This is a genomic window from Citrobacter sp. Ca225 (assembly GCF_030337175.1).
Taxonomy (GTDB): domain Bacteria; phylum Pseudomonadota; class Gammaproteobacteria; order Enterobacterales; family Enterobacteriaceae; genus Citrobacter_A; species Citrobacter_A amalonaticus.
Window position 1 is genome coordinate 17,387 of the sequence record NZ_JAOWCD010000046.1, and the last position, 24,183, is coordinate 41,569.

A 24,183-nucleotide genomic window follows, 5' to 3' on the forward strand; every position below is an offset into this window, starting at 1 on the left:
ACTGGAAAAGGTATTAGGCATGCAGAAAGAAAAACTTTCCGCTTTAATGGATGGCGAGACGCTGGATAGTGAGTTGCTTAACGAACTGGCTCACGATTCGGATATGCAAAAAACCTGGGAAAGCTATCACCTGATCCGTGATTCAATGCGGGGTGATACACCTGAGGTGCTTCATTTCGATATTTCCGCTCGCGTAATGGCCGCTATTGAAGATGAGCCGGTACGCAATACGGTGCCATTCATTCCAGAGGCCCAGCCTGCGCCGCAGCAATGGCAGAAAATGCCATTCTGGAAAAAAATGCGTCCGTGGGCCGCGCAACTTACCCAAATGGGCGTTGCCGCGTGCGTATCGCTTGCAGTTATCGTTGGTGTCCAGCACTATAATGGACAATCTGAAACGTCCCAGCAGCCTGAAACGCCGGTCTTTAATACTTTGCCGATGATGGGTAAAGCCAGCCCGGTAAGCCTGGGAGTACCTTCTGATGCGACCGCGAATGGTGGGCAACAGCAGCAGGTACAGGAGCAGCGTCGTCGGATCAACGCCATGTTGCAGGATTACGAACTGCAACGCCGACTGCACTCCGAACAGCTTCAGTTTGAGCAGGCACAGACACAGCAAGCCGCTGTTCAGGTGCCAGGAATTCAAACTTTAGGAACGCAATCGCAGTAATGAAGCAACTTTGGTTTGCCATGTCACTTGTGACGGGTAGCCTGTTCTTCTCTGTCAACGCCTCGGCCAACACTGCGTCCGGGGCGTTGTTGCAGCAGATGAATGTGGCGAGCCAGTCACTCAATTACGAGCTGTCATTCGTCAGCATCACGAAACAAGGCGTTGAGTCTCTGCGTTATCGCCATGCTCGCCTGGAAAATCGTCCGCTTGCGCAGCTGCTGCAAATGGATGGTCCGCGTCGTGAAGTGGTCCAGCGCGGAAATGAAATTAGCTACTTCGAGCCTGGACTTGAACCGTTCACTCTGAACGGTGACTACATCGTCGACTCCCTGCCGTCGCTTATCTATACCGATTTCAAACGTCTTGCTCCCTACTATGATTTTATTGCTGTGGGTCGTACCCGAATTGCCGATCGCCTGTGCGAAGTGATTCGCGTGGTCGCGCGTGATGGTACGCGTTACAGCTATATTGTCTGGATGGATACGGAAACGAAGCTGCCGATGCGGGTCGATCTCCTCGATCGCGATGGCGAAACGTTAGAGCAATTCCGGGTGATTGCCTTCACCGTGAATCAGGATGCCGGTAGCGGCATGCAGACGCTGGCGAAAGCCAGTTTGCCGCCGCTGCTCTCTGTTCCGGCGGGTGAAAAAGCCAAATTCAGCTGGAATCCGACATGGCTTCCGAAAGGGTTTAGCGAAGTGTCCAGCGGGCGCAGACCGTTGCCAACGATGGACAACATGCCGATTGAATCGCGTCTCTACTCCGACGGTCTGTTTAGCTTCTCTATTAACGTCAATCGGGCAACTCAGGCCAGCACCGACCAGATGCTGCGCACCGGGCGCAGAACGGTCAGCACCAGCGTACGCGACAACGCGGAAATTACCATCGTGGGTGAATTGCCGCCGCAGACAGCGAAGCGCATTGCCGACACCATTAAGTTCGGAGCCGCGCAATGATCAAAGAGTGGGCTACCGTGGTGTCATGGCAAAACGGTGAGGCATTGGTGAGCTGTGATGTGAAAGCGTCCTGCAGCAGCTGCGCTTCACGTTCAGGATGTGGCACCCGCGTGCTGAATAAACTCGGGCCGCAGACCACGCATACCATTGTGGTGGCGAGCGATGTGCCGTTAGAACCTGGGCAGAAAGTGGAGCTGGGGATTGCCGAAGGCAGTCTGTTAGGTTCCGCCATGCTGGTTTATCTGTCGCCGCTGGTGGGGTTATTCCTCATCGCCTCCCTGTTTCAGGTGCTGTTTGGCTCAGATCTCGCGGCGTTAAGCGGCGCGATACTGGGCGGCGTCGGCGGATTCCTGATTGCCCGTGGCTATTCCCGCAAGCTGGCTGAACGCGAAGCCTGGCAACCCGTTATTCTTAATGTTGCTCTCCCATCCAGTACGATTCGCGTTGAAACGCCCTCCACCGAAACGGCACCATGATATTCTTGCCGGATGGCGGTTTCGCCTTATCCGACTTACAAACGGTCAGCAAGTCCAGTAGACCCGATAAGCTTGCGCCATCGGGCATCATGCTTCTCTTACGATGTTTTACATCAGAAAAGCGATGCCGTTTCCAGTTCCCGCTATCCTGACTTTATGAACATTTCCTCGCCTCAGCGTTGTAGTGTAGAATGCGGCGTTTCAGTTAAACAGACGTTAAGCTCAGAACAGCGACTTCTCAAAGCCTGTCCAACCAGGCGTAAGGCACAATAATTACACTATATGAAGAACATACGTAACTTTTCGATCATTGCTCACATCGACCACGGTAAATCGACGCTGTCTGACCGTATTATTCAGATCTGCGGTGGCCTGTCTGACCGTGAAATGGAAGCGCAGGTTCTCGACTCGATGGATCTTGAGCGTGAGCGCGGTATTACTATCAAAGCGCAGAGCGTAACGCTCGATTTCAAATCCGCTGATGGTGAAACATACCAGCTTAACTTCATCGACACCCCAGGCCACGTTGACTTCTCGTATGAAGTTTCTCGTTCGCTTGCCGCTTGTGAAGGCGCACTGCTGGTGGTGGATGCCGGGCAGGGCGTCGAAGCGCAAACCCTGGCAAACTGCTACACCGCGATGGAAATGGATCTCGAAGTGGTGCCGGTCCTCAATAAAATTGACCTGCCAGCCGCCGATCCCGAGCGTGTCGCCGAAGAGATTGAAGACATCGTTGGTATTGATGCGACTGATGCCGTGCGCTGCTCGGCGAAAACTGGCGTGGGCGTGACCGACGTTCTGGAACGTCTGGTGCGTGATATTCCGCCGCCGCAGGGCGATCCGGATGGACCGTTACAGGCGCTGATCATCGACTCCTGGTTCGATAACTATCTCGGCGTTGTCTCGCTGGTGCGTATTAAAAACGGTACCCTGCGTAAAGGCGACAAAATCAAAGTGATGAGTACCGGTCAGACCTATAACGCTGACCGTCTGGGGATCTTCACGCCTAAACAGGTTGATCGTACCGAGCTGAAGTGCGGCGAGGTAGGTTGGCTGGTGTGTGCGATTAAAGACATCCTCGGCGCACCGGTTGGCGATACCCTGACTCAGGCACGTAACCCGGCAGAAAAAGCGCTGCCAGGCTTCAAAAAGGTAAAACCGCAGGTTTATGCGGGCCTGTTCCCGGTCAGCTCTGATGATTACGAGAACTTCCGCGACGCGCTGGGCAAGCTTAGCCTCAACGACGCCTCTCTGTTCTATGAGCCGGAAAGTTCTACTGCGCTGGGCTTCGGCTTCCGCTGTGGCTTCCTTGGTCTGTTACACATGGAGATCATTCAGGAGCGTCTGGAACGTGAATACGATCTCGACCTGATCACCACCGCGCCGACGGTTGTGTATGAAGTCGAAACCACCGCGAAAGAGACGATTTACGTCGACAGCCCGTCCAAGCTGCCACCGCTGAATAACATCTATGAGTTGCGCGAGCCGATCGCGGAATGTCACATGCTGTTGCCTCAGGCATACCTCGGTAACGTGATTACCCTGTGTATTGAGAAGCGTGGCGTGCAGACCAACATGGTTTACCACGGTAACCAGGTGGCGCTGACTTATGAAATCCCGATGGCTGAAGTGGTACTCGACTTCTTTGACCGCCTGAAGTCCACCTCGCGCGGTTATGCGTCGCTGGATTACAACTTTAAACGCTTCCAGGCCTCCGACATGGTGCGTGTTGATGTCTTGATCAACAACGAACGTGTCGATGCGCTGGCGCTGATCACTCACCGTGATAACTCGCAGAGCCGTGGTCGTGAGCTGGTGGAGAAGATGAAAGATCTGATCCCACGTCAACAGTTCGATATTGCGATCCAGGCGGCGATCGGGACGCATATCATTGCGCGTTCTACTGTGAAACAGTTGCGTAAAAACGTTCTGGCAAAATGCTATGGCGGCGATATCAGCCGTAAGAAAAAGCTGTTGCAGAAGCAGAAAGAAGGTAAGAAGCGGATGAAGCAGATCGGTAACGTTGAGCTGCCTCAGGAAGCGTTCCTCGCCATTCTGCATGTCGGCAAAGACAGCAAATAATCCTTAAGGAGTTGGCATGGCGAATATGTTTGCCCTGATTCTGGTGATTGCCACATTGGTCACGGGCATTTTATGGTGCGTGGATAAATTTATCTTCGCACCAAAACGTCGGGAGCGTCAGGCGGCGGTACAGGCTGCAGCCGGAGATTCACTGGATAAGGCAACGCTGAAAAAAGTCTCGCCGAAGCCTGGCTGGCTGGAAACTGGCGCTTCGGTTTTCCCGGTGCTGGCTATCGTGCTGGTTGTGCGTTCGTTCATCTATGAACCTTTCCAGATCCCATCAGGTTCGATGATGCCGACGCTGTTGATCGGTGACTTTATTCTGGTGGAGAAATTTGCCTACGGTATTAAAGATCCGATTTACCAGAAAACCCTGATCGAAACGGGTCATCCCAAACGCGGTGATATCGTGGTCTTTAAATACCCGGAAGATCCACGGCTGGATTACATCAAGCGAGCGGTCGGTTTGCCTGGTGATAAAGTGACCTATGATCCGGTCGCGAAAGAAGTGACTATTCAGCCGGGTTGCCGTTCGGGTCAGGCGTGTGAGAACGCCCTGCCGGTCACCTATAGCGATGTTCAGCCGAGCGATTTTGTGCAGACGTTTGCACGTCGTAACGGTGGTGAAGCCACCAGTGGTTTCTTTGAGATCCCGCTGAGTGAAACGAAAGAGAACGGTATTCGTCTGTCCGAGCGTAAAGAGACGCTGGGCGACGTGACGCACCGTATTCTGACCGTGCCGATTGCTCAGGATCAGGTGGGGATGTATTACCAGCAGTCCGGGCAGCCGCTGGCGACCTGGATTGTGCCGCCGGGCCAGTATTTCATGATGGGCGACAACCGCGATAACAGCGCGGACAGCCGTTACTGGGGCTTTGTCCCGGAAGCGAATCTGGTCGGTAAAGCCACTGCCATCTGGATGAGTTTCGACAAACAAGAAGGCGAATGGCCGACTGGCGTTCGTTTAAGCCGCATTGGTGGTATCCACTAATTGCCGCGAATCGTTCACGTTGTCGTCGTTATGACGGCAACGTGAATTATTTCTTCGATAAATCTGCCCAGGCTAACGACATCCCTCGTCGTTGTGTATAGAATATTCCCCCGAAGTTTCAGGTTGGCGCCTCCAGGTCGCCACGGCACACGAAACAGCGTTGGTCCCCCTATATGAGCGTACATAAGCTGCTTAACGCGGCCGGAAGGATGCTACATATATCAGGTCTGTTTCGTGTGCTGAATTGTTGACGCATTTATTTATTGGTATCGCATGAACCCCATCGTAATTAATCGGCTTCAACGGAAGCTGGGCTACACTTTTACTCATCAGGAGTTGTTGCAGCAGGCATTAACCCATCGCAGTGCCAGCAGCAAACATAACGAGCGTTTAGAATTTCTGGGCGACTCAATTTTAAGTTTTGTGATTGCAAATGCGCTGTATCACCGTTTCCCGCGAGTGGACGAGGGTGATATGAGCCGTATGCGCGCGACGCTGGTGCGCGGGAATACGCTGGCTGAATTAGCCCGCGAGTTTGATCTGGGCGAATGTCTGCGCTTAGGGCCTGGCGAACTGAAAAGCGGTGGCTTCCGTCGCGAATCGATTCTGGCCGATACCGTCGAAGCGTTGATTGGCGGGGTTTTCCTTGACAGTGACATTCAGACCGTCGAAAAGCTGATCCTCAACTGGTATCAGACTCGTCTGGACGAAATCAGTCCTGGCGATAAGCAAAAAGATCCGAAAACGCGTTTGCAGGAGTATTTGCAGGGTCGCCATCTGCCGCTGCCGTCTTATCTGGTGGTACAGGTGCGTGGTGAAGCGCACGATCAGGAATTTACTATCCACTGCCAGGTCAGCGGCCTGAGTGAACCGGTGGTTGGCACTGGTTCGAGCCGTCGCAAGGCGGAACAGGCTGCCGCCGAACAGGCGTTGAAAAAACTGGAGCTGGAATGAGCGACGAAAAAACCTATTGCGGATTTATTGCCATCGTCGGTCGTCCGAATGTTGGCAAATCCACGCTGTTGAACAACCTGCTCGGGCAGAAGATTTCGATCACCTCCCGTAAAGCGCAGACCACGCGTCACCGTATTGTCGGGATCCATACCGAAGGGCCCTGGCAGGCGATTTACGTCGATACCCCCGGTCTGCACATGGAAGAAAAACGCGCGATTAACCGTCTGATGAACAAAGCGGCCAGCAGTTCCATTGGTGATGTTGAACTGGTGATCTTTGTGGTGGAAGGCACCCGCTGGACGCCGGATGACGAGATGGTGCTCAATAAACTGCGTGACGGTAAAGCGCCGGTGATTCTGGCCGTCAATAAAGTAGATAACGTGCAGGAAAAAGCCGATCTGCTGCCGCATTTGCAGTTCCTGGCAAGTCAGATGGACTTCCTCGACATCGTACCGATCTCTGCGGAAACCGGGATGAATGTCGACACCGTCGCGGGCATCGTGCGCAAGCATCTGCCGGAAGCGGAGCATCACTTCCCGGAAGATTACATCACCGATCGCTCACAGCGTTTTATGGCTTCTGAAATCATCCGTGAAAAGCTGATGCGTTTCCTTGGCGCTGAACTGCCGTACTCCGTGACTGTGGAAATCGAACGCTTCGTGTCAAACGAGCGCGGCGGTTATGACATCAACGGGCTGATCCTCGTTGAGCGCGAAGGGCAAAAGAAGATGGTTATTGGCAACAAAGGGGCCAAAATCAAGACCATCGGTATTGAAGCGCGTAAAGACATGCAGGAAATGTTCGAAGCTCCGGTTCATCTTGAACTGTGGGTGAAAGTGAAATCCGGCTGGGCCGATGACGAACGCGCGCTGCGCAGTCTCGGTTACGTCGACGATCTCTAAACCTGCGCTCCGAACAGGCGACGAGTATGATGGAGGGCTGGCAGCGCGCATTTGTCCTGCATAGTCGCCCCTGGAGCGAAACCAGCCTGATGCTGGACGTCTTCACGGAAGAGTCGGGTCGCGTGCGTCTTGTTGCTAAAGGCGCACGTTCTAAGCGCTCTAATCTGAAAGGTGCCCTTCAACCTTTCACCCCCCTGTTAGTCCGCTTTGGCGGACGTGGTGACGTCAAAACGCTGCGTAGCGCGGAAGCGGTTTCTCTGGCGCTCCCTCTGAGCGGTATCACGCTGTACAGCGGCCTGTACGTCAACGAACTGCTCGCCCGCGTGCTGGAACACGAAACCCGCTTTTCTGAACTCTTTTTCGATTATCTGCATTGCATTCAGGCACTGGCGGGGGCTACGGGAACGCCGGAACCCGTGCTGCGTCGTTTTGAACTGGCGCTGCTCGGCCACCTCGGGTATGGAGTCGATTTCCTGCACTGCGCGGGCAGCGGTGAGCCGGTGGATGACACCATGACCTACCGCTATCGCGAAGAAAAAGGCTTTATCGCCAGCGTTGTGATTGACAACAGCACCTTTACCGGACGCCATCTGCGGGCGCTGGCAGAACGCGAATTTCCGGATGTTGATACGCTACGCGCGGCGAAACGCTTTACCCGCATAGCGCTGAAGCCGTATCTTGGTGGTAAACCCTTAAAGAGCCGCGAATTATTCCGGCAGTTCATGCCGAAGCGAACATAAAATCACGAGGATTGTCATGGCTGAATTACTGTTAGGCGTCAACATTGACCACATTGCCACGTTACGTAATGCACGCGGTACTGCATATCCGGATCCGGTTCAGGCGGCATTCATTGCCGAGCAGGCGGGGGCTGATGGCATTACCGTCCATTTACGTGAAGATCGCCGTCACATTACCGACCGCGATGTCCGCATTCTGCGCCAGACGCTGGACACGCGTATGAACCTGGAAATGGCGGTGACGGAAGAGATGCTGGCGATTGCCGTGGAAACCAAACCGCATTTTTGCTGCCTGGTGCCGGAAAAGCGCCAGGAAGTGACCACCGAAGGTGGCCTGGATGTGGCCGGGCAGCGCGACAAAATGCGTGATGCCTGTAAACGTCTGGCTGACGCCGGGATCCTTGTGTCGCTGTTTATTGACGCCGATGACGCGCAAATCAAAGCGGCTGCTGACGTCGGCGCACCGTACATTGAAATTCATACCGGCTGCTATGCGGATGCGAAAACCGATGCGGAACAGGCGCAGGAATTGGCGCGCATCGCGAAAGCCGCCACCTTCGCCGCAAGCCTGGGGCTGAAAGTCAATGCGGGACACGGCCTGACCTATCACAACGTCAAAGCCATTGCCGCACTGCCGGAAATGCACGAGCTGAATATCGGTCATGCGATTATCGGTCGTGCGGTGATGAGCGGGCTAAAAGACGCCGTCGCGGAAATGAAACGTCTGATGCTGGAAGCGCGCGGCTAATGGCCATTCTTGGATTAGGCACTGATATCGTGGAGATTGCGCGCATTGAAGCGGTGATCTCCCGTTCCGGTGACCGGCTTGCCCGACGAGTGCTCAGCGCTAACGAGTGGGCTATCTGGGAAACGCACCAGCAGCCGGTGCGTTTTCTGGCAAAACGCTTTGCCGTCAAAGAGGCGGCGGCGAAAGCTTTTGGTACCGGTATTCGCAATGGGCTGGCATTTAATCAGTTTGAAGTGTTTAACGACGAACTTGGTAAACCGCGCTTGCGGTTGTGGGGAGAGGCGTTAGCGCTGGCGGAAAAACTAGGCGTTGCGCATATGCACGTAACGCTGGCCGACGAACGTCACTATGCCTGCGCCACGGTCATTATCGAAAGTTAGATTTTATCGGCGTGGTGCATCTGGACAAATTTGTCCCACAGTTGTTCTTCCGTTTCGACATGTGCCGGGTCTTTGAGGATCGTATTGGGGATCGGGCACACCTTCTGGCAGGTGGGCGTGTCGTAATGCCCGACGCACTCGGTGCATTTGTCGCTGTTAATCTCATAGATGCTGTCACCCATCGAAATGGCCTCATTTGGACATTCGGGTTCGCACATATCGCAATTGATGCATTTTTTCGTGATTAACAGGGCCATCAGGAAACTCTCAAAACAACACAAACCGGGCGGGCATTATACGCGCATTCCTTGCTCAGACCAGTTTTTTTACCAGCGCCTCGCTGTGGCGAATACGTTCAGGTGCGTGCTCCAGATCCTGCTGTACCAGCGCCATAAAAAGCAGATCGGTGAGCATCATTTGCGCGTGGGTTGAAGAGATCGCCGCACTGCGGGTGGCCTGTTCTTCCGCGATGGTATACAGGCAGTGGCTGGCGCGCTGCTGAAGCCCATTAGGGGTGAAACCCGTGATCGCCAGGATCTGCCCGCCGACGCGTAAAGTCTCTTCTGCCGCCAGGTTCAGTTCTCGACGTTCGCCGCTGTAGGAAATCGCTAACAGCAGATCGTCCGGCGTCAGCGCCTGAACCGTGGCCAACAGCGCATGCATATCGCGCTCAACAATAGCGTTCAGGCCGATTTTCATCAGCTTCCAGGCAAAATTCTGCGCTACCAGGCCGGAGGCACCAATCCCGGTTAACACGATCCGACGGGCGTTACGCAGCATCGTCACGCTTTCGCTCAGCTTCTCTTCCGTGTTGACATCCAGCGTGGCATGCATCGCCGCCACATTCTCTTTGATCAGTTTCTCGCCGACCAGACGCAGGGGATCGTCGCCACGGATCTGGTTATGCACTGGCACCGAATGCGGGTTCGGATTGCTGACCAGCGCTTCGCTGATCGCCAGTTTCAACGCCGGGAATCCCTTATAGCCGAGCTTTTGTGCGAACTTCACCACGCTCGACTGACTGACGCCCGCTTCGGCGGCCAGTTGCTGAGAGCTAAGGTGGCGGGCAGTGTCGGGTTGTATCAGAAGATAGTCCGCGAGTTTTTTATCGCTCTGCGCAAATCCCGGGTAGCGCTGGCGGATGCGAATTAAACAGTTCATGGTCTCTCCTGACGAAAACGTGATGGCGGCGACAAAATGAAATTTCACTCGCCTGCACGAATATTATATTCCATTATTGGTCGTTAATATGAATTAAAAATTCCTGAGGAGCAAACATGAATCTCGGCGCTTTAGTATCAGAAACCCGTAATCCGCAAACAATGGACCTCGACGCGTTATCAACGCTGGATCTGGTTCACCGTTTTAATCAACAGGATACGCTGGTAGCGGAAGCAGTAAAAGCAACATTGCCCGATGTTGCGAGCGCCGTCGATGCCGCGGCTGAAGCGTTAAAATCCGGTGGTCGGATTATCTATATGGGCGCAGGGACCAGTGGGCGACTCGGCGTGCTGGATGCGTCTGAATGCCCACCGACGTTTGGCGTTCCTCATGGTCTGGTGGTGGGGCTAATCGCCGGTGGTCCGGGAGCATTGCTGAAAGCCGTTGAAGGGGCAGAAGACAACGCGCAGCTCGGTGAAGACGATCTTATTGCCCTGAACCTCGTGCCGCAGGATCTGGTGGTTGGGCTGGCGGCATCAGGGCGTACGCCGTATGTCATCGGTGGACTGAAATATGCCCGCAAAACGGGTTGTACCACGGTTGCTATCTCCTGTAATCCGGACTCGCCGATTGCGCAGGAAGCGGATATTGCGATTTCACCCGTAGTAGGGCCTGAGGCGCTGACAGGCTCAACGCGTCTGAAATCCGGTACCGCGCAAAAGCTGGTGCTCAATATGATCTCCACCGGGGCGATGGTGAAGTTTGGCAAGGTGTACCAGAACCTGATGGTGGATATGAAAGCCACCAATATCAAACTGATGGACCGCGCGTGTCGAATGGTGGTTGAAGCCACAGGCATTGCCCGCGCTGAGGCGGAAACGCTGCTCAGACAGACCGATTTTGACGTGAAACCGGCCATTCTTATGGCGCTGAGCGGTCTCAATGCTGATGCGGCGCGCGAAAAACTGGCCGCCCATCAGGGATTCTTACGCGCTGCGTTAGCTGATTCATCGAGGTAACTATGGATAAGATGGCGACCCTTGCCAGCGATATTCTGCTGGGAATAGGCGGAGAACAAAATATTCTGCGTCTGGAAAATTGTATGACGCGCGTCCGGGTGGAAGTGAAAGACGATACGCTGTTGGATATCCCGCATCTGAAACAGCTACCGGGCGTCAGTGGCTATGTGAAGCAGGGGGCGCAGCATCAGATCATCGTCGGACCCGGAAAGGCGGCAAAGGTCGTTGATGCCATGCGAGCGCTGTTGGCGCAGGGGAGCGCGCGCCCGGCAGTCGATGACATTGAGCGCACGAAATCGCAGGCCAAAGCAAAGTACAAAGCGCCGATGAGCGATGCGCTACGCAAGCTGGCGAATGTTTTTATTCCCCTGATCCCGGCGTTTATCGCCTCCGGTTTAATCACCGGCATCATTAACATTCTCAAACGCCCGGATATCGTCGGCGATTTCGCCACCCATTACCCCAACATGCTGGGGCTGATGGGGATATTCGGCAGTGCAGTTTTCGCCATCATGAACATTCTGGTGGGGGTGAATACCGCCAAAGTCTTCGGTGGTTCGCTGGCGATGGGCGGCGTGATGGCGGGCATTCTGTCGAGTCCGCAACTGGCGCAAATTACGCTGTTTGGTGAAGCGCTCCAGCCAGGCCGTGGTGGGGTGATTGCCGTGCTGCTGGTGGTGGCGCTGATGTGCTGGATCGAGCGTAAATTCCGCGACGTGTTACCCGGCTCGCTGGAGCTTATCCTCAATCCGCTACTGACGACCATCATCACCGGCTCGATTGCGATTGTGGCGCTGCAACCGCTGGGCGGCTGGATTTCGGAGTCTATTGCTCACGGCGCGTCCTGGGCTATCGATCGCGGCGGCTTTCTGGTCGGCGCGGTTCTGGCGGGAACCTTCCTGCCACTGGTGCTGACGGGGCTGCATCAGGGGCTGGTGCCGATTCACGTTGAGCTGGTGCAGGCGCATGGCTATAACGCGCTCTTTCCCATTCTGGCGATGGCGGGCGTCGGGCAAGTGGGCGCGGCAATTGCCGTGCTAATGAAAACCCGTAACGCGCGGTTGAAAAAAGTGATTAAGGGGGCGTTACCGGTGGGATTACTCGGTATTGGCGAACCGCTGATTTTTGGCGTCACGCTTCCCCTGGGCAAACCGTTTATTGGCGCCTGTCTTGGTGGCGCAGTAGGCGGAGCGCTGATCAGCTACTGGAAGGTCGCCACCGTCATCACCTTCGGTATTTCCGGATTACCGCTGGCGTTAACGATTGTTGCCGGAAAAGTGATGTTCTATCTGTTAGGCTATTTAGTAGCAGTGATAGCCGGGTTCCTGTTTACCTGGCTGTTAGGATTCAACGATCCCGAGGAGTAAGGTTTGACCAATCACGCGCGTCGTGTCGTCTTTTTTGATTTGGATGGTACGCTACATCAGCAGGATATGTTTGGCAGTTTCCTGCGCTATCTGTTGCGTCGCCAGCCGCTGAATGCGCTGCTTGTGCTGCCGTTGTTGCCCGTGATTGTCGGTGCGTTATTGATTAAAGGACGCGCTGCGCGCTGGCCGATGAGTCTGCTGTTGTGGGGATGTACCTTCGGCCACAGCGAGGCCAGTCTACAGGCCAGGCAGGCCGATTTTGTTCGATGGTTCCGACAGAACGTTACGGCGTTTCCTCAGGTACAAGAGCGTCTGACCACCTATCTGCTCAGCTCCGATGCCGATATCTGGCTCATCACCGGTTCGCCGCAGTCGCTGGTGGAACAGGTTTATGTTGATACGCCGTGGCTGCCGCGCGTGAATCTGATCGCCAGCCAGATGAAGCGGGGGTACGGCGGTTGGGTACTGACCCTGCGCTGTCTGGGGCATGAAAAAGTCGCACAGCTGGAGCGTAAAATCGGCACGCCACTGCGCCTTTACAGCGGCTACAGCGACAGCAATCAGGACAACCCGCTGCTCTATTTTTGCCAGCACCGCTGGCGCGTCACGCCTCGTGGAGAACTCCAGCAACTGGAATAGTTGAAAGACGAAGGGTATCGCGACCCTGTATAATGCGCCCGCAATGATTACCGGAGTAACCCTTTTGTCAGATGTTGAATTTAGTCACGAATACTGGATGCGTCATGCGTTAACGCTGGCGAAGCGCGCCTGGGATGAACGTGAAGTCCCGGTCGGTGCCGTATTAGTGCACAACAATCGCGTGATCGGTGAAGGCTGGAACCGCCCGATTGGCCATCACGATCCCACCGCGCACGCAGAGATCATGGCGCTACGTCAGGGCGGCCTCGTCCTGCAAAATTATCGTCTGATTGACGCGACGCTGTATGTGACCCTTGAGCCGTGCGTCATGTGCGCTGGTGCGATGGTACACAGCCGTATCCGCCATGTGGTGTTCGGCGCGCGCGATGCAAAAACCGGCGCTGCCGGTTCGCTGATGGATGTTCTGCATCATCCGGGAATGAACCATCGCGTTGAGGTCACTGAAGGAATATTGCGTGAGGAGTGTGCGACGCTGCTCAGCGATTTCTTCCGCATGCGCCGTCAGGAGATCAAAGCGTTGAAGAAAGCCGCAAGCCAGTAGGCATTGCGGTTCTGTTTACTCTTTGTCCTCTTTCTTCTGCGGTAAACGCAGCAGCGACGGCGAGTGCGTCAGATAACTGGATGACGATTGCGACAGGAAGGCGGCGAGTGGTCGCCGCTGTTTGCCAAATTCCGTTGGTGAGACGACCGGATACTCTTGTGCCAGTTTCATCTCTTCAGCCAGTTGCTTTTCTTTCTCCTGCAAATAGCCCTGCAGGCTTATCTGATATTTACGGATGTTTTCAACGTAGGCGTAGGCCTCATGTCCGCGCGCATAGCCGTAGGTCAGCTTGCTGTAATACTGTTTTTGACTGAGCAACGGCAGACGCTGTTTGACGTCTGCCCAACTGTCCGGGTTTCCCTTCGTTTTGGCTGTCAGCGCCCGCGCATCAAGCATATGCGCATAACCCATGTTATAGGCCGCCAGCGCAAACCAGATACGCTCGTTCTCGGGTACGGTGTCCGGCACTTTACTCATCATGTCCTGTAAGTAGCGTGCTCCACCGCTGATGCTCTGCTCAGGATCGGTTCTGTCGGTCAGACCGAGACTTTGTGCGGTGTTTTTGGTGAGCATCATCATGCCGCGCACGCCGGTTGGTGATGTGGCCTGCGGATCCCAATGCGATTCCTGCCAGGAGATCGCCGCAAGCAGCTGCCAGCCAATCTCCTGGGCGTGTTTTTCAAACAGAGGTTTCAGGTCGGGGAGCATGGCATCAACCGCGCGCAGAAAGGTGCGGGTATCGACATAGTCAAAATCATCGCCGTGCCCCAGATATTTTTCTTCGAGACGCGCCAGGGAGCCGTCCTCATTCATGCCGTTGAAGAAATCGAGCAGGGCGGCAGACAGCGTGTTGTCATCATCCAGCTGACTAAACCAGGTCACCGGCTGTTCGTCGGTGATATCCAGCGCAACAGCAAGTTCGGGATGAACGCGTTGGTAGAGGCTGATGGCGACAGAGTCGGCAATGGTGTAATCCAGCTGTCCGGCAATCACCGCATCCAGCAGTTCCGTTGAGCCTTTTTTCTCATCGATCCGCCAGCTCAGCTCAGGGTATTTTGTCTGTTTCAGCGTTTGCAGATCGTTTGCCACCACGTGTCCCGGCGTGATAGTGAGTTGACTTTCCGTCACGCTGGCCAACGTACGGGGACGATACTGACCCACTTTGTAGACCAGTTGCTGGGATACCGAATAGTAAGTCGGCCCTGGCTGATAGTTTTTCACTCGTTCACTGTTGTAGACCAGCCCGGCCGCCAGCAGGTCGGCGTCACCATTATCCAGATCGTCAAACAGCTGGCTGATGTTCTGGCGGACGGTAATCTTCAGTTTTACCCCCAGATAGCTGGCGAACTGCTGCGCCAGCTCGTAATCGAGCCCGTACGGCTTACCGTCGAGTTTCGCCCAGGTGAGCGGCGACTCAATTGTGCTCACGCGCAACTCTCCCCGCGACTGGATCGCGGCGATACGATTATCGGCTTTACCGAACCAGGGGATAGAGGGCCAGAGGGCCGCCGCCAGCAGCAGCGTCAGTATGCCGATGAACAGATAATTAATCTTTAATTTTTTCAATTAGTTAATTCTCTGAACCGTGCGTTGCCTCAGGATGGGAAAAAGAATAGAAAGGCCAGGAGTATTCATCAATGAGCGGCATTTTGCTTAAACTTGCGCCAGTTGGCAACTAATTACAGCCATTGGCAGCATCGTATGACAATAACGGCGGTGGATTTTATTTCGACGCAAACGGTTTCGTCGGCGGCTCAGATTCTTTATAATGACGCCCGTTTCCCCACTTGGGCACACCGAAAGCTTAGCTTAGAAGACGAGAGACTTATGATGGAAATTCTACGTGGTTCGCCTGCACTGTCCGCATTCCGTATTAACAAACTGCTGGCACGTTTTCAGGCTGCCAACCTCCAGGTAAGCAATATTTACGCCGAGTACGTCCATTTCGCTGACCTGAACGCTCCGTTGAACGAGGATGAGCACGCGCAGCTTGCCCGTCTGCTGAAATACGGTCCCAGCCTGAGCAGCCACACCCCGGAAGGGAAACTGCTACTGGTGACGCCTCGCCCTGGCACCATCTCCCCCTGGTCTTCCAAAGCGACAGATATCGCCCATAACTGCGGTCTGCAACAAATTGACCGTCTGGAACGCGGCGTCGCTTATTACGTTGAGGCCTCCACGCTAAGCGCTGAGCAGTGGCAGTGGGTTGCCGCTGAACTGCACGATCGAATGATGGAGACGGTGTTCTCTTCGTTAACCGATGCGGAAAAACTGTTTGCTCACCATCAGCCGGCGCCGGTTGCAAGTGTTGATCTGCTGGGTGAAGGCCGTCAGGCGCTGATTGATGCTAACCTGCGTCTCGGTCTGGCGCTGGCGGATGACGAAATTGATTACCTGCAGGACGCGTTTACCCGACTGGGGCGCAACCCGAACGACATCGAACTCTACATGTTTGCGCAGGCGAACTCTGAGCACTGCCGTCACAAGATTTTCAACGCCGACTGGATCATCGATGGCAAGCAACAACCGAAGTCGCTGTTCAAGATGATCAAAAACACCTTTGAAACCACACCGGACCACGTGCTTTCCGCGTATAAAGATAACGCGGCGGTGATGGAAGGGTCTGAAGTGGGGCGTTACTTTGCCGACCACGCGACCGGTCGCTATGACTTCCACCAGGAGCCGGCGCACATCCTGATGAAGGTGGAAACCCATAACCACCCGACGGCGATCTCGCCGTGGCCGGGGGCGGCGACTGGTTCCGGCGGTGAAATCCGTGATGAAGGGGCAACCGGACGCGGCGCGAAGCCAAAAGCGGGTCTGGTAGGCTTCTCCGTTTCTAACCTGCGCATTCCGGGCTTTGAGCAGCCGTGGGAAGAAGACTTCGGCAAGCCAGAGCGTATTGTGACCGCGCTGGATATCATGACTGAAGGCCCGCTGGGCGGCGCGGCGTTTAACAATGAATTTGGTCGTCCTGCGCTGAACGGCTATTTCCGTACTTACGAAGAAAAAGTGAACAGCCACAATGGCGAAGAGCTGCGCGGCTATCACAAGCCGATCATGCTGGCGGGCGGGATTGGTAACATTCGTGCCGATCACGTACAGAAAGGCGAGATCGTCGTCGGGGCGAAGCTGATCGTTCTCGGCGGTCCGGCGATGAATATCGGCCTGGGCGGCGGTGCGGCTTCCTCGATGGCCTCCGGCCAGTCTGACGCGGATCTTGATTTTGCCTCGGTACAGCGTGATAACCCGGAGATGGAACGCCGCTGCCAGGAAGTGATCGACCGCTGCTGGCAGTTGGGTGACGCCAACCCGATCCTGTTTATCCACGACGTTGGCGCCGGCGGTCTGTCGAACGCGATGCCTGAACTGGTTAGTGACGGCGGACGCGGCGGTAAATTCGAACTGCGTGACATCCTCAGCGATGAGCCGGGTATGAGCCCGCTGGAGATCTGGTGTAACGAGTCCCAGGAACGTTACGTGCTGGCTGTGGCGGCGGACCAACTGCCGCTGTTCGACGAGCTGTGTAAGCGCGAGCGCGCGCCGTATGCGGTAATTGGTGAGGCGACCGAAGAACAGCATCTGTCGCTAAACGATCGTCACTTCAACAACCAGCCTATCGATCTGCCGCTTGACGTACTGCTCGGCAAAACGCCGAAGATGACCCGCGACGTTCAGACGCTGAAGGCGAAAGGTGAGGCACTGGATCGTGCTGACATCACCATTGCGGATGCAGTTAAACGCGTTCTGCATCTGCCGACGGTGGCGGAAAAAACCTTCCTGGTCACCATTGGCGACCGTACTGTGACCGGGATGGTGTCTCGCGATCAGATGGTCGGTCCGTGGCAGGTGCCGGTGGCGAACTGCGCGGTGACCACCGCCAGCCTCGATAGCTACTACGGTGAAGCGATGTCGATCGGCGAACGTGCGCCAGTGGCGCTGCTCGACTTCTCCGCTTCTGCCCGTCTGGCGGTCGGGGAAGCATTGACCAATATCGCGGCAACGCAGATTGGCGATATCAAACGCATTAAGCTTTCCGCTAACTGGATGGCCGCAGCCGGTCACCCGGGCGAAGATGCCGGTTTATACGAAGCGGTGAAAGCGGTCGGTGAAGAACTCTGTCCGGCGCTGGGTCTGACGATTCCGGTGGGTAAAGACTCGATGTCGATGAAAACCCGCTGGCAGGAAGGCAACGAACAGCGCGAAATGACCTCGCCGCTGTCGCTGGTGATTTCCGCTTTTGCTCGCGTGGAAGATGTGCGTCATACCATCACCCCGCAGCTTTTTACTGAAGACAACGCGCTGCTGCTGATCGACCTGGGCCGTGGCCACAACGCGCTGGGTGCGACGGCGCTGGCGCAGGTATACCGCCAGCTTGGCGATACGCCGGCAGATGTGCGTGACGTCGCGCAACTGAAGGGCTTCTACGACGCGATGCAGGCGCTGGTGGCGCAACGTAAACTGCTCGCTTATCACGACCGTTCCGATGGCGGCCTGCTGGTGACGCTGGCGGAAATGGCCTTTACCGGCCACTGTGGGGTTCAGGCGGATATCGCCGCACTGGGCGACGATCGTCTGGCGGCGTTGTTCAACGAAGAACTTGGCGCGGTGATTCAGGTTCGCGCAGCGGATCGCGAGGCGGTGGAAGCACTGCTGGCGCAACACGGTCTGGGCGATTGCGTACATTACCTGGGTCAGGCCGTCACGGGCGATCGTTTTGTTATCGAAGCCAACGGTCAGACCGTCTTCAGCGAAAGTCGCACGACGCTTCGCATCTGGTGGGCCGAAACCACCTGGCAAATGCAGCGTCTGCGTGATAACCCGGAGTGTGCCGATCAGGAGCACGATGCGAAAACCAACGATGCCGATCCGGGCCTTAGCGCGAAGCTGACCTTTGATATTAATGACGATATCGCCGCACCGTATATTGCGACCGGTGCGCGTCCGAAAGTGGCGGTACTGCGTGAGCAAGGGGTGAACTCTCACGTCGAAATGGCTGCGGCGTTCCAGCGTGCAGGCTTTGACGCGATTGACGTGCACATGAGCGATCTGCTCGGTGGCCGCACGGGTCTGGGTAACTTCCAGGCGCTGGTGGCCTGCGGCGGCTTCTCTTACGGCGACGTACTGGGCGCGGGTGAGGGCTGGGCGAAATCAATTCTGTTCAACAACCGCGTGCGCGATGAGTTCGAAACCTTCTTCCATCGTCCACAAACGCTGGCGCTGGGTGTGTGTAACGGCTGTCAGATGATGTCGAATCTGCGTGAACTGATCCCGGGCAGTGACCTGTGGCCGCGCTTTGTGCGTAACCATTCGGATCGCTTTGAAGCCCGCTTCAGCCTGGTTGAGGTGACCCAGAGCCCGTCTCTGTTGCTGCAGGGCATGGTCGGGTCAATGATGCCTATCGCCGTCTCGCACGGAGAAGGGCGCGTTGAAGTTCGCGACGCAGCCCATCTGGCGGCGCTGGAAAGCAAAGGTCTGGTCGCACTGCGCTTTGTCGATAACTTTGGCAACGTAACGGAAACCTACCCGGCTAACCCGAACGGCTCGCCGAATGGGATTACCGCTGTCACCACGGAAAGTGGTCGTGTGACGGTGATGATGCCGCATCCGGAACGTGTGTACCGTACCGTCAGCAACTCATGGCACCCGGAAAACTGGGGTGAGGACGGTCCGTGGATGCGTATCTTCCGTAACGCCCGCAAGCAGTTGGGATAAACCTTCTGAAACAGAAAAACCCGGTGAAATAAACACCGGGTTTTTTTTACTGAACGGTATCAGTTGTTCGCGGTATCAAACCCAACGTTGATCAGAGCGGTGAGTTCATTGCTGGCAAATAGCCTTGCCCGGTAGCATTCTCCAGGAAACTCCGGATAGCCATCCAGCGAACAGATAAGATCGTAAATCGTTGCAATGAAATTCCCGCTGGCGTCGCTGATAAAGAAAGAACGCGCGTGGTTGGTATAGATAGTGTAGTTGTCATTGTGATCAAAAACCGCCCCCATGAAGTCCGTTACTTGTGGGACACGGGCTGATGCCAATGAAATAGGTTCTGCTGCTTTCGTGATGGTTCTGGCCGTTAAATCAACGGCGTAAAACAGAACACGAGCTTCCAGGGTTTGATACTGCTTTGCAGCGTCTGCATCCGCGTCGATAGGGCGGATAACAGGCTGACCATCAGACGTTATGCAAGAGCGGTTATCAAAGACAGAAAGGACAAACTTCCCTGCGTTGTAATCTGTGAGACTGGAAAATGCGCTATTACTGGTGACTAAAACGGTATGGCCGCCGTTTTCATTATCGCCAATTCCGGTTGTACTGATATTTATAACCGATTGATCTGCAGGGAATTGTGGGTTGAAACCGCCAGTATCGATTGTCCAGAGAATCCGGCCATCTTCTGGCGATACGCCAAAAGTAACCCCGGCTGAACGGGTGTGGACAATAATAGCCTCACTGTTTTCAGAGCCAGCTGGGATCCAGGAGAGTGAGTTAAGATGCGCATCATTGGTTGGGCTATTATTCAGAATCGAGGCGTTATCGAAGGCGCGAGTGTAATTTTTGGCCCAGATCATTTTCCCCGACTGTTCATTGAATTTTAAGATCCAGGCATCCTGTCTCATTGTAGATGTCGAACGATCCGGTATATCGTTACCGATCATATAAAGGTTATTTGCCGAATCCCAGGCTAGATCGTGCGTATTTGCGTAAAGATTGCCATCACTATCGCGTAAATCATATTCAAGGATTTCATTGCCAAGAATATCAATTTTAAAGAAGCGACGGCCATACCAATGTTCGTCCTCGTCGCTACCTATGTAAAAATACCCATCGTGCGTTCTTAACATTTGGTTGCGATAAGGTTGCGCGAAATAACAGCGGAGGTCACCGTTTTGGTCATAACCATCGCAATTGGTTGTCATTAACCAACTGTTTCCCCACACACTGGCAAATTTTGCGGGATCGTTTTGCTCAATGTTAAGATGAAAAATGGTCGCTTCACGATAAATTTGATCGCGTGTGCTAACCTGGATCGTACTGTTGAAAATTTCATTCCCCGCCTGATTTTTGAAAATGACCTGAACCTGGTTGTTATAATTAGCGTAAAGGCCAATCACCGGGATTTTAATTTCTGTCGTGGTATCGTCAATCAACTCGCTTGACGTGAAAGAAAAGTCTACGCTTGTCTGACTTGTCGTCCTTTTTAACACGGTATATGAAAATGTGGCTGGTACGTCCAGTTGAAACTTGAGCCAGGCAGCAAGCTGATTGTTTGCCGGAGCGAGCACTGTTCCAGTATAAATAATTGCCATAGTATCCACCTGATTAAATAAGATTAGTGTTTGACTTCACTTACGCGCATTTCATTGACTTGCTGAGGGTCGATGACGTTGCCTTTTTTCAGGTAATCAATCACCGCATCGGAGAGGTTATATCCGCCGCGGACCTGCTTATTTTTACCGTCGGTAAAAGCCATAAAACCATCACCGCCCGGCGCGAGGAAACTGTTGGTTGCCACGCGATAGGTTTGCGTATCGACAATGTTTTTGCCGTTAAGTGTAAATGTCGTCACGCGCTGGCCGACCGGTTTACGCGGGTCGTAGCGCATTTCAGCGCCTTTCGACATCTGTAATACGCCGTTGCTCAGTGACGCCCCATGCTCCATCAGATTGCGTAATGATTTACCCGTTAAATCCATCACGGTCAGTTCATTAGGGAACGGGAAGGCGCTAATAATATCGCCAAGCGTGAGGGGGCCAGGATTGAGATCGGCGCGTAAACCGCCCGAATTGGTCAGCGCAAGTTGCGCATCAGGCGCGGCGAACAGCATGGCATCGGTAAACAGGTTACCCAGCGATGAGGACTCGCCATAGGCCCGGGTCAACGCAATCGGCGTTTCACCCACTTTTTGGCTCACGGTTTCCGCGAGCTTTTTGTTCCAGCCATCAATCACCTTCTGCGTGACCGGATCGGGTTTCCATTCATCCGCATAAATTGTTTTCAGTTCAAAGCTTTTAACCGTGTGACGATGATTTTTTGTGTTGACATCCAGCACCAGTTTACCGATATCAATGCCACCGCTGTCGGTCGAGAGGATGAGGGTATTGCCCACTTTAATTGGTTCTGGCGTGCCAACATGCGCATGGCCAGTAATGAGAAGATCGAGGCCTTTGACCTGTTTTGCGGTCTGAATATCCTTATCCAGCGCACGTCTGACGTCCGCATTGCCGATGCTGGACTGGCGCGCCGGTGTGCCTTCGTGCATTAACGCGACGGTGATATCCACTTTTCCACGCAGCTCATCCAGATAGCGCTGTAGATACTTGACTTCATCACGCGCTTCAATTCCCTGGCGCATGGCTGACGACACCGTATCGTCGAAGGCAAACACACCGTGCAAACCGATGACACCGATTTTGACGCCGTCTTTTTCCACAATAGTGTACGGTTTATTCCAGAAGGGCAGAGTGCTGTTCTTAAAAAAGACGTTACCCAATAAAATAGGGAACGTCGCCTGGCTGAACTGCAAAAGGGTATTATCCCAGCCATGGTCAAATTCATGATTCCCGACAGAGGCCGCATCCACCGACATTGTATTCATTATATCGATAATTGCTTTTCCTTTAGTCAGGCTGCTTATATATGGACCGGTAAAATAATCACCGGCATCAAAATAAAACGTCGCCTTATTTTTAGCTTTTTCCTGTTTAACCAGTGTGGAAATATTAGCAAAACCGCCAATCTCCCGTTTACCTTCAGCAATATACGGCAGTTTATACGGTTCAACGTGGGCGTGGAGATCATTGGTATAGATGACGGTAACATCCTGTGCACAGGCATATCCCGCATATCCAGCGATGAGTAACGAGGCAATCAAGCGTTTTTTCATTGTTTATCCTTAACGTATAAATGAGAGTGCTATTGTCGTTTCCGCTTGCCTGGATTTTGTGAGGCTCCTCACGACAGTAAATCTGAATAACCGCCAGAGTTATTCGACTGACAAAATCAGTTGGTCGAGTGAAATGGAAATCCAGGACAAAATACATCTCAATGTTTGTAAAAGTTGGTCGTGCCCCAATCTCGGCGTGGCGGAAGCGGCTGACTATCTTTATCCCGTTTATCGTCTGGGGTATGCGGCGCTGGAATGCCAGAAATGTGGCAGTCTGCCCCCCTTATTTAATGAGCGTGAATTTAACCACTGGTTTGCACGGTTAATAAAAAATAAACCGGACGCAACCGGAACAGAATGCCCGCACTGCTCTGCCAGCGACGTGATTCGCTATGGGCGAACGCAGGCAGGTCATAGTCGATTCCAGTGTCGTCTTTGTCGGACGGTTTTTACTCCCCGACAGACGAAGCGCTGTTTCGAACGCACCATCGAGCCGTTTCTCTTGCGACTTCAGCAGGGTGATTACGCGGCAGAAACCACGCAATATCGACTGCTGGCGAAAGCGGTTAACTGGTGTGAGCAGCAAGCGCATCATGCTAACCGTGATGTGAAACGCGTTGCGACAAAGGTTCTGGCGTTGCCTTTCCAGGGACAGGCGGCAGAACAGCGGCTGTATGTGGTGATCAGCGCTGATGCCTGTTCTGGTCATATTCTCCAGGTCACAACTAACTACTGTGATGAGGCGGTAGGTGACTCTTTGCTTTATACCGGTTCGGCGAGTCCTGTGCCGCAAATGGCGCATGAGTGCTCGGTGGAGTCCCTTCGCTGGCAGGAAATGCAGTTCATGCAAAGATGTCAGTTTGATGAAATTCACTATGGCAGTGCGCGACTGAAAGGCAACGATCGCGGGTGTATCCTTCGCCCTGCGATCGCGATTCACGGTCATTTCCAGCGGTTGAAACGGCGGTTTCCTGCTATCACCGATCACTACCTGGCGCACGAGTGTGTGCTGCGTGGCGCAGCGATTACGGCCTGGTCAGCGGAAGTACAGCGTGGTACGACGAATCTGTGGTTTGTGCTGGAAGATGCCAACCCGCCATCCGGGACAGAGGCGGAGTACAGGCTGACAGGCAGGTGGAACATTGGGTGGTGGAACAATGTCTGGCAGCGGTGGAGTTGCGGCGGAGCGGATAAGATCGTCTGCTCATTAACCGGGCAAAAGCAGGCCGGGAACATTGCTCCGGTTTCTCTGCGCGCCAGCGATGTCTTTGTTCGCTGGCTGTATACGCACCCGTGGTCCTCGGGTCAGTCAGGATTAGGGCCGAAGGTGTTGAGCCGGCATGTCGTGTGCCTTGCGTATCTTTATAATCACTATCGTTAATTTGGTCTGTCGGGAATTCACGACAAATGCGCGCAAGGGGTGTCTTCAAAAAGAGACATATAACTTGTTGATTTTTATGGGGCTAAATCCATTTCGTTTAAGGTGTTGCTAATTGGCGACAGTTTGTATGAAAGTCGTTCACTGCATTAATCGATTAATTATCAATAAAAAACAATTAAATTCAGGGTGTTAATAATTTGTTTTGAATGTTGGCATAGTTACTGCATAATAGTAACCAGTGGCTCATTCACCTTCTTATGTCAGCCCC

21 protein-coding genes are annotated in these 24,183 nt (G+C 54.2%); 16 read left to right on the forward strand and 5 right to left on the reverse strand.

Annotation, left to right across the window (positions count from 1 at the left end; all coding sequences use genetic code 11):
• The first annotated feature begins 19 nt into the window (after positions 1–19).
• From rseA to acpS, 10 genes are all read left to right on the forward strand, one after another.
• Entirely contained in the window at positions 20–670 is a 651-nt protein-coding gene (gene rseA / locus OGW13_RS02120; protein WP_042999714.1) for an anti-sigma-E factor RseA, read from the forward strand.
• A complete protein-coding gene (gene rseB / locus OGW13_RS02125; RefSeq protein WP_042999715.1) occupies positions 670–1,626 on the forward strand; it encodes a sigma-E factor regulatory protein RseB in 957 nt (318 codons plus the stop codon). The genes rseA and rseB overlap by 1 nt, the downstream gene beginning before the upstream one ends.
• Positions 1,623–2,102 carry a SoxR-reducing system protein RseC gene (gene rseC, locus OGW13_RS02130; RefSeq protein ID WP_044253150.1) on the forward strand — a complete coding sequence of 160 codons (480 nt, stop codon included), beginning with the start codon at positions 1,623–1,625 and terminating at the stop codon, positions 2,100–2,102. Before rseB ends, rseC begins: the two co-directional genes overlap by 4 nt.
• A gap of 282 nt (positions 2,103–2,384) precedes the next feature.
• Positions 2,385–4,184, forward strand: coding sequence for a translation elongation factor 4 (lepA, locus tag OGW13_RS02135; protein ID WP_042999780.1), 1,800 nt, complete (start codon positions 2,385–2,387; stop codon positions 4,182–4,184).
• A 16-nt stretch (positions 4,185–4,200) separates the two neighbouring features.
• A complete protein-coding gene (lepB, locus tag OGW13_RS02140; RefSeq protein WP_042999781.1) occupies positions 4,201–5,175 on the forward strand; it encodes a signal peptidase I in 975 nt (324 codons plus the stop codon).
• A gap of 273 nt (positions 5,176–5,448) precedes the next feature.
• Positions 5,449–6,129 carry a ribonuclease III gene (rnc, locus tag OGW13_RS02145; RefSeq protein ID WP_042291512.1) on the forward strand — a complete coding sequence of 227 codons (681 nt, stop codon included), beginning with the start codon at positions 5,449–5,451 and terminating at the stop codon, positions 6,127–6,129.
• Complete coding sequence (era, locus tag OGW13_RS02150) at positions 6,126–7,031, forward strand: GTPase Era (RefSeq protein WP_042999782.1); 906 nt, start codon at positions 6,126–6,128, stop codon at positions 7,029–7,031. The genes rnc and era overlap by 4 nt, the downstream gene beginning before the upstream one ends.
• A 29-nt stretch (positions 7,032–7,060) precedes the next feature.
• Positions 7,061–7,771 (forward strand): DNA repair protein RecO, encoded by a 711-nt coding sequence (gene recO / locus OGW13_RS02155; protein WP_043001853.1) that lies wholly within the window; start codon positions 7,061–7,063, stop codon positions 7,769–7,771.
• Between the two features lie 16 nt (positions 7,772–7,787).
• The gene (gene pdxJ, locus OGW13_RS02160) at positions 7,788–8,519 is read left to right on the forward strand and encodes a pyridoxine 5'-phosphate synthase (RefSeq protein ID WP_042999783.1); all 732 of its coding nucleotides are present in this window, start codon (positions 7,788–7,790) and stop codon (positions 8,517–8,519) included.
• Complete coding sequence (gene acpS / locus OGW13_RS02165; protein WP_042999784.1) at positions 8,519–8,899, forward strand: holo-ACP synthase; 381 nt, start codon at positions 8,519–8,521, stop codon at positions 8,897–8,899. Before pdxJ ends, acpS begins: the two co-directional genes overlap by 1 nt.
• Here the strand turns inward: acpS and OGW13_RS02170 are convergent.
• Together OGW13_RS02170 and OGW13_RS02175 are read right to left on the reverse strand one after the other, a co-directional pair.
• Entirely contained in the window at positions 8,896–9,156 is a 261-nt protein-coding gene (locus OGW13_RS02170; protein ID WP_042999785.1) for a YfhL family 4Fe-4S dicluster ferredoxin, read from the reverse strand. The genes acpS and OGW13_RS02170 overlap by 4 nt on opposite strands.
• Positions 9,157–9,211: 55 nt before the next feature.
• Positions 9,212–10,060 (reverse strand): MurR/RpiR family transcriptional regulator, encoded by an 849-nt coding sequence (locus OGW13_RS02175; protein ID WP_042999786.1) that lies wholly within the window; start codon positions 10,058–10,060, stop codon positions 9,212–9,214.
• Positions 10,061–10,176: 116 nt separating this feature from the next.
• Here OGW13_RS02175 and murQ point away from each other — a divergent pair, with 116 nt between their 5' ends.
• Genes murQ through tadA form a run of 4 tightly spaced genes read left to right on the forward strand, consistent with a single transcriptional unit; the run spans position 10,177 to position 13,647 of the window.
• A complete protein-coding gene (gene murQ, locus OGW13_RS02180; RefSeq protein WP_042999787.1) occupies positions 10,177–11,079 on the forward strand; it encodes an N-acetylmuramic acid 6-phosphate etherase in 903 nt (300 codons plus the stop codon).
• A gap of 2 nt (positions 11,080–11,081) precedes the next feature.
• Positions 11,082–12,446 carry a PTS transporter subunit EIIC gene (locus tag OGW13_RS02185; RefSeq protein ID WP_042999788.1) on the forward strand — a complete coding sequence of 455 codons (1,365 nt, stop codon included), beginning with the start codon at positions 11,082–11,084 and terminating at the stop codon, positions 12,444–12,446.
• A 3-nt stretch (positions 12,447–12,449) separates the two neighbouring features.
• Entirely contained in the window at positions 12,450–13,085 is a 636-nt protein-coding gene (yfhb, locus tag OGW13_RS02190) for a phosphatidylglycerophosphatase C (protein WP_042999789.1), read from the forward strand.
• A 43-nt stretch (positions 13,086–13,128) separates the two neighbouring features.
• On the forward strand, positions 13,129–13,647 hold the full coding sequence (gene tadA, locus OGW13_RS02195; protein ID WP_071887577.1) for a tRNA adenosine(34) deaminase TadA: 519 nt from the start codon (positions 13,129–13,131) through the stop codon (positions 13,645–13,647).
• 15 nt (positions 13,648–13,662) lie between these two features.
• On the opposite strand, the gene mltF is transcribed toward tadA, so the two are convergent.
• On the reverse strand, positions 13,663–15,213 hold the full coding sequence (mltF, locus tag OGW13_RS02200; protein WP_042999791.1) for a membrane-bound lytic murein transglycosylase MltF: 1,551 nt from the start codon (positions 15,211–15,213) through the stop codon (positions 13,663–13,665).
• A 261-nt stretch (positions 15,214–15,474) separates the two neighbouring features.
• Here mltF and purL point away from each other — a divergent pair, with 261 nt between their 5' ends.
• On the forward strand, positions 15,475–19,362 hold the full coding sequence (purL, locus tag OGW13_RS02205) for a phosphoribosylformylglycinamidine synthase (RefSeq protein ID WP_054176532.1): 3,888 nt from the start codon (positions 15,475–15,477) through the stop codon (positions 19,360–19,362).
• Between the two features lie 59 nt (positions 19,363–19,421).
• Here the strand turns inward: purL and OGW13_RS02210 are convergent, their stop codons facing one another.
• Together OGW13_RS02210 and OGW13_RS02215 are read right to left on the reverse strand one after the other, a co-directional pair.
• Positions 19,422–20,957 carry an aryl-sulfate sulfotransferase N-terminal domain-containing protein gene (locus tag OGW13_RS02210; RefSeq protein ID WP_109740522.1) on the reverse strand — a complete coding sequence of 512 codons (1,536 nt, stop codon included), beginning with the start codon at positions 20,955–20,957 and terminating at the stop codon, positions 19,422–19,424.
• Positions 20,958–20,980: 23 nt separating this feature from the next.
• The gene (locus OGW13_RS02215; protein ID WP_042999794.1) at positions 20,981–22,534 is read right to left on the reverse strand and encodes a bifunctional metallophosphatase/5'-nucleotidase; all 1,554 of its coding nucleotides are present in this window, start codon (positions 22,532–22,534) and stop codon (positions 20,981–20,983) included.
• Between the two features lie 133 nt (positions 22,535–22,667).
• On the opposite strand from OGW13_RS02215, the gene OGW13_RS02220 reads away from it, so the two are divergent.
• On the forward strand, positions 22,668–23,915 hold the full coding sequence (locus OGW13_RS02220) for an IS1 family transposase (protein WP_054176535.1): 1,248 nt from the start codon (positions 22,668–22,670) through the stop codon (positions 23,913–23,915).
• The last annotated feature ends 268 nt before the right edge of the window (positions 23,916–24,183 follow it).